5 protein-coding genes and 1 pseudogene are annotated in these 5,919 nt (G+C 67.3%); 2 read left to right on the top strand and 4 right to left on the bottom strand.

The window, feature by feature from the left end; all coding sequences use genetic code 11:
• Window positions 1-284: 284 nt before the first annotated feature.
• Window positions 285-1,038: pseudogene (locus tag ACSIH6_RS39475) on the bottom strand (replication-relaxation family protein).
• A 1,076-nt stretch (window positions 1,039-2,114) separates the two neighbouring features.
• Window positions 2,115-2,618: an ATP-binding protein gene (locus tag ACSIH6_RS38895; protein WP_435113820.1), complete on the bottom strand. Its 504-nt coding sequence runs from the start codon at window positions 2,616-2,618 to the stop codon at window positions 2,115-2,117.
• A gap of 181 nt (window positions 2,619-2,799) precedes the next feature.
• On the opposite strand from ACSIH6_RS38895, the gene ACSIH6_RS38890 reads away from it, so the two are divergent.
• Window positions 2,800-3,627, top strand: a complete 828-nt coding sequence (locus tag ACSIH6_RS38890) for a helix-turn-helix domain-containing protein (RefSeq protein WP_435113818.1) — start codon at window positions 2,800-2,802, stop codon at window positions 3,625-3,627.
• Window positions 3,620-3,802 carry a DUF397 domain-containing protein gene (locus ACSIH6_RS38885; protein WP_435113816.1) on the top strand — a complete coding sequence of 61 codons (183 nt, stop codon included), beginning with the start codon at window positions 3,620-3,622 and terminating at the stop codon, window positions 3,800-3,802. Before ACSIH6_RS38890 ends, ACSIH6_RS38885 begins: the two co-directional genes overlap by 8 nt.
• Window positions 3,803-3,905: 103 nt before the next feature.
• Here ACSIH6_RS38885 and ACSIH6_RS38880 read toward each other — a convergent pair whose 3' ends face one another.
• On the bottom strand, window positions 3,906-4,448 hold the full coding sequence (locus ACSIH6_RS38880) for a class IV adenylate cyclase (RefSeq protein WP_435113814.1): 543 nt from the start codon (window positions 4,446-4,448) through the stop codon (window positions 3,906-3,908).
• A complete protein-coding gene (locus ACSIH6_RS38875; protein WP_435113812.1) occupies window positions 4,445-5,593 on the bottom strand; it encodes a radical SAM protein in 1,149 nt (382 codons plus the stop codon). Before ACSIH6_RS38875 ends, ACSIH6_RS38880 begins: the two co-directional genes overlap by 4 nt.
• Window positions 5,594-5,919 lie beyond the last annotated feature (326 nt).

Here is a 5,919-nt window from a genome sequence, read left to right as displayed (position 1 = left end):
AGGAAGTTCCAGTAGAGGAAGAGCAGAGGAGACGGACCACTGTGGTTGATGGTGGCCTGGTGATGAGGGTGTGCGGGGGCGTCCGTGCCCCCGCACACACCCGGCGCCGCCCGCCCACGTGAAGAGGACTATCTCCTTGGTAGACAGCCGGGGCGGCCGGTGGACCGCCCCCAAGCCCGCACGACCTGCACAGGACGTGTTCTCAGGGGGGTCCACCCAAGGCCGGACCCCCACGCGGACGCTCCGAAGGAACGCCGACAGGACCCCCGAACGGCCCCGGAGGTTCACTGCCCTGGTCCCTTCTCCTGTGTCGAGTTGGGGTAGGCGCGTGGCAGGTCGCGCAGAGACACTCGGGTGGGGTCGCCGGCCAGGCGCCAGATCGGCTCGGCCGCGCCCTGCTGGGCCAGTCTGGCGTGGGTACTCAGGTACACCCCGACCCTGTTGGTGCAGGATGCGGCGAGTGCGCGCGCGGCGTTGTCCTCGCGCTGGTCGGAGTGGACCAGCACCACCACAATCGAGGGCAGCTTGCTCTCGCGGGCCAGACGCGCGTAGCCGGGCATCTTGTTCTTGAGCTGGGTCAGGGACTCGGTGCCGGTGTCGTACTCCACGAACACATCCGCCACCGTCCCGTCCTGTTTCCAGCACAGGTAGGCGTCTGGGCGGATGTGACGGCCCCACCGATCGGCGCAGGCGCGCTCGCCCTCCCACCGCCGCAGGTGCGCCGACCGCTCGGGCGCTTTCGGTGAAAGCCGCGCGGGTCTGGACCAAACCGAGGATGTGGTCCAGCTGGGGTGAGTGGGCCAGTGCCAAGACGCGGTCGGCGCGGAACTTCAGCGCGTCGGGTTCCTTGCCCTGGTGCAGGGCGACCAGAACGGCGCCGGTGGGAGTCAGGACCCAGTGATCGGGGGCGTTGCGGTCGTGGGCGTGGCGGCGGAAGCGGTTGAGGACCCCGTAGCGGTACAGAGTGAGCAGACGCGAGCGGGCGCGGCGTGGTCCGGCATCGGGGAAGTAAATGCGGTGCAGGTGGTGGGTGGTCATCACTCGGTGTTCCCAGAGTCCGGCCAGGATCTGGCGGTCGCGGCTGGTGATTCGGGGTGCCAGGTGGATCAGTGTCTTCGTGTAGTCGCTCACGCATGCCCTCCCGGGGCCGTCGCGGTCCTGTGCTTTTGACTCCCTGATGAAGACCGTGCAAGCGCGGATGCGACACCCGAGGGAAGAACTTTTCCGGGTTCAGCTCCCGGGAGGGGGTTCACTTCGGGTTCAGAACGGGTTCAGTGGACACACCACCCCCCACCAGCGCCCTCGGGGCGGCGCCACTTGCGTGGCGCCGCCCCGAGGTGAAAGCGGGTTGCTCAGCGGCGAATGTCCAGCCAGGTCCTCACCGCAGCGGCCAGCTCATCGAACTCGCCGGCTCCTTCACGACCGCGACCCGCTCCTTGCGGTCGGGTACTCCGCCTGGGTGGTGGAACAGGTAGGGGCGCACTCCCCGCACTCCGTCGTCATCAACGCACCAGCCCTGCTCGGAAGGGTGTGGGCGGCGAGGGCGTGGTACTCGCACCGGCCCCGAAATCGGGTGTGTGTGCTGTGCTGGGGCTGGAGCGCTTCCCGGCTGTGGCCCCCGCGCTTCAGGCGCAGCGTTCCTGACGCGCGGTAGGGGCCTCATCTGCTCTCGTGTGCTTGTACGAGGTGAGGGCAGTGGGCGTCGTTCCTGGCGCACGTCCACCGCACTGCACAGCAGCGCGGCCAGTACCGCTTCGAACAGCCACCGCACCTACTGGGCCCACCCTCGGACGGGTTTGCGGTGCCGACCGCTAGGCTTCTCCACGATCTCCTCCTGCTTGCTTCAGGTGGGGATTCGGCCCTGGCCCGGTGCTGCGAACACCGGTCCGGGGCGCCTCCACGTCTTCTGTCGTTCCTGTGCGGAGCGGGTGGGTGTCATTGGTTCCGGGGTCGTACGTCACCCGAAACTGCGTTTTCCACCCACACCACATAAAGGGCACAAAAAGCCCTTTTCCTGCGGAAAGTGGCGCCGCTTCCACTGGGCTGGTCGATGTTCGCTTGGACAAGCGAGGTTCTTCAACACCTGCCGCCGGAAAACATCACCCCGTTCGGGATCACAACGGCAGGCGGGTCCGCCCGGAACGGTCGAAAGCGGCACGAACCGTCAACGACCCTTCCGCGTTCCCGGAGAAGTCCCAATACAGAGCCAAGACGTCCACCAACGCCAGGCCGTATCCACCTTCGGTCAGCACGAGTTCGCTCTTCTCCACACCGGATGTGGTGGACATAGTGGGGACGGTGGCCTGCTCACCCGGCTTGGGGCCGTCGTCGGTGACACGGAGCAGGAACAGGCGCGGGCGCCGCTGGATCTCGATCTTCACCCGGCCTCCCGGAAGCCCGGATGCGGTGTGCTTGAGGGCGTTGGTGTGCAGCTCAGCCAGGGACACCAGCAGCGGGTGGGCCGCGCCGGGTGTGGTCCTGGTGGCCTGCATCGCCCACCGGCGCGCGGCCCGTACGTGGTGGGAGCAGGGCCCGCAGAGCAGGCCGCTGGTGTCGGGGTCGGTGTGGCGGATGCGCCTGGGCAGGTCGAGAGAGGAAGAAGCCTGAGCCGGGGTCATGGATTTCCACCGGGTCCTTTCGCCGTGATCGTGGTCGCTGTGCGTGAGACCACAACGACAGGATGTGGTCTGGGAAAAAGGATCCGTAAGTGCGTCCGGATAACCCGTGAATCTTCCAGAGGCCTCTGGAATCTTCTGGAATCCCTCCACGGCACATGTTGTGATGTGGTCACATGAGCGCATGACCCCTGACGAACGCACTTTGAAGGCATTCGGGCGCGAGCTGCGCAGGCTCCGCAACGAGGCCGAACTGACCCAGGAGACCGTCGCGCGCCGTATCAGCCAGCGCGGCACGGCCATCAGCAACTCCCACGTCTCCGACCTGGAGACAGGCAAGGCCGTCGCCAAGCCCTGGCTGCGCCGGGCCCTCGACGAGACGCTGCACGGCGGTGGACGCCTGGAGCGGCTGTGGGAGGAGCTGACGGGCTCGGGACGGCGGGCGTGGCTGCACGAGGTCGCCGAGCGCACCCACGCGGCCGATGCCCTGTACGAGTACCAGGCGCTGGTGTTCCCGGTGTATCTACAGACCGAGGCCTACTCGCGAGCCGTGATCCGCTACGGTGCTCCCTGGTTGTCCGCGAGCGAACTCGCTGAGCGCGCCCAGCAAAGGGCCCGTAGGGCACAGCAGATGGCCAAGGCGCTCTCCCCGGTCATCTGGCTCGTGGTGGATCAGTCCTTGCTCATGCGCCGCTACGGTTCGGCCCGGGTGCAGCTCGAACAGCTCGAATACGTGGTGGACCTGGTGGAGAAGGAGCGCGTCAACCTGCTGGTGGTTCCGGTGGACGAGCCGCGCCACGCGGGCAACAACGGCCCCTTCCGCGTCATCACCTCGCCTGCCCAGCCCGAGGTGGTCTACGTGGAGTCGGCTCACCAGGGGCAGATCATCACCGCGACCAACGAGGTGGGCCGTTACCGGATGTGGTTCGCGGCCTTGCAGGGTGTGGCTTGGGGACCGGATGAGACGCTAAGGACCATCCGTAACGAGATGAAGAGGATCAACGGTGACTGAGTGGCACAAGTCGTCCTACAGCGGCGGCAACAACGAGTGCGTCGAGGTCCGCGAGCACAGCACCGGAGCGGATATGCGCGACACCCAGCACCGCTCACGCGGCCAGCTCACCTTCACCTCGGATGCGTGGGGAGCCTTCGTCATCTCCCTGGCCCAAGCCGACAGTTGCAAGTAACAGCTCCCGATACGAAACCGCGAGGGTTCGCAGCCCATCTTGTTTCCCGCTCGCTGTGGTGCGCCCGCGCTGTGTGGAGCGCGGACACACCACAGCCGCGAGCTCACTCCGTGTCGAAGCGCAGGTCGGTGATGGTGGTCAGGTCGATGCCGTAGCGGGCGTAGACCTTGGTGGTGTTCTCCCCCGTCAACTCCGCCTCGGTGTAGCCGAGCAGGGCCGCGACGCGCACGACCTCGGCGCGGCTGTCGGCCTCGATCTCCAGGTAGGCGGGGATACGCGGCCAGGAGTCGATCTCCAGCTGGGCGCCGTCCAGAGTGAAGCTGTGGCGGCGGTTCTCCTGGTAGGCCTTGGGCGTGTAGCCGAGCTTGCCCAGCAGCGCGTTGGTGGTCTCGAAGTCGCCGACCTCGGTCTCGGTCTCGCGGGTGCCGCCGATGGCGTCGGAGTCGATCTCCTTGACCGTGAGCGTGACCTGACTGCCGGTGTCGCGCAGGCGCACCCACCGGGAGGCGTCCCCGGGTTCGATGTCGTAGACGTAGCGGCGCTGGAGCACCTCGCCCAGGTCCGTGCCGCCCTTGTCGAGAATGCGCTGGGCCACCTGGTCGACGTCGATGTCCAGGACCTTGGCCTCGTACTCGATCGCGCTCATGGCGTCGGGTTTCCTTCCGTGCTGTGTGTCGTGGTGGGAGAAGACGCGGGGGTTCGGTGGGCGGCTTCCAGCCTGTCACGGTCGGTCCGGCGAAGGCGGAGGATCTCGTCCTTGACGGGGGAGCGGAGGAAGTCCTCGATGGGCTGGCACAGGTCCATGCGTTGCAGGCACACACCCACCAAGTAGCGCCCGTGGCGGTCGCGGTACAGGCGCAGGCCGTAGAAGCCTTCCTGGCAGTCGGTGTCGTTGTTGAACCGGCACCCCTGGCAGGTGGTGGGCAGGCGTACCGGGCGGATCCACTTGACGTGGATACGGCGTCGTCCGCCGTCGATGCGGTAGGCGGTGCGTGCTCCGGAGGCTCCGGCGGTGAGGTGGTGGGCCTCGGTGACGGCACCGCGTTGGGCCAGGAGCTCGTGGATGGCGTCGATGGACTCCTGGCCGTGATCAAGGGAGTTGAGTAGGCGCACGGACAGTTCGGGGGCGTAGGTGTCCAGGAGCCGGTGGATGCGGTCGATGTGGGTGTGGTCGAGGACGACGATGTTGGCACTGGCCCGGACCCCGTGGTCGACGCAGGCCTGGATGGAGGCGTGCAGGGCCTCGATCTTGGCGGCTGCCCTGGCCGGGTCGCGGAAGCGGGCGTGCTGGACCTGGGCGAGTTCTTCGGGTGTGGTGCCGAAGACGGAGAAGTTGACGCGGTCGAGACCCGCCCCGGCGCAGGCGGGAATCTGCTGGGCCCCGTTCTCGCCGTTGGAGGTCATGCACACCCGGTAGCCCTGGGCTGTGGCGAGGCGGACCAGCTCGGGCAGGCGCGGATGGAGTGTGGGTTCTCCTCCGGTGAGGTGGAGTTCGGTGAAACCCATGTTCCGGCGTAGCTGCCGCAGGGCATGGGCGAAGTCCTCATCGGGCGCGATGGTGGCGGGCAGGAAGGTGGCTCCGTTGGTGGCTGCGTAGATCGACCTCCGCCCCGAGGTACCGGAAGTGGTGAAAGGTCCAGGGCCGCGGTTGCGGTTGTCGACCACGACTGGTGTGCCCTCGTTATGGCAGAAGGTGCAGGTCATACCGCAGGCGTCGAGGATTTTCACTCGCAGGGTGGTGTCGGTGTCGATGTAGGTCGGCACGGGCTCGGGGGCCGGGGGAACGTCCATGGGCAGGCTCCTGTGACGGCGCTCGCGATGGAGCGGGGAGGTTGTGTCACAGGCGACGATTCCGTTGCGGGTACCGCTTCTCCCATTCCTGATGGATATCCCCCTTGGAGATAATCGGGGCCGTGTGCGCGTCGGCCGAAGGGGATCCATGCCTGGTCGTTCCTGGGAACAGATCACGATCCCGGCGTGGGCCTGGGGGCGTCAGGAGACACAGCGGGTTCTGCGTGAGCGCGACATCGCCGGCCTGCTCCGGCTGGCCCAGGCACACGGGGCGAGCCAGACACGGATCGCGTCAGCGACCGGCATTGCCCAGGGGCGGGTGAGCG

Origin of the sequence: Nocardiopsis synnemataformans (genome assembly GCF_965343085.1) — a bacterium.
In the GTDB taxonomy this organism is placed as follows: Bacteria; Actinomycetota; Actinomycetes; order Streptosporangiales; family Streptosporangiaceae; genus Nocardiopsis; species Nocardiopsis alborubida.
The sequence above is the reverse complement of the archived record's forward strand: the minus strand, read 5'-3'. Positions and strand labels throughout refer to the sequence as shown.

What these genes read in the sequence shown, in the direction of transcription:
- ACSIH6_RS38880 (WP_435113814.1), bottom strand. Translation starts at nt 4,448, where the DNA reads ATGAGCGCGATCGAGTACGAGGCCAAGGTCCTGGACATCGACGTCGAC.
- ACSIH6_RS38890 (WP_435113818.1), top strand. Translation starts at nt 2,800, where the DNA reads ATGACCCCTGACGAACGCACTTTGAAGGCATTCGGGCGCGAGCTGCGC.
- ACSIH6_RS38875 (WP_435113812.1), bottom strand. Translation starts at nt 5,593, where the DNA reads ATGGACGTTCCCCCGGCCCCCGAGCCCGTGCCGACCTACATCGACACC.
- ACSIH6_RS38895 (WP_435113820.1), bottom strand. Translation starts at nt 2,618, where the DNA reads ATGACCCCGGCTCAGGCTTCTTCCTCTCTCGACCTGCCCAGGCGCATC.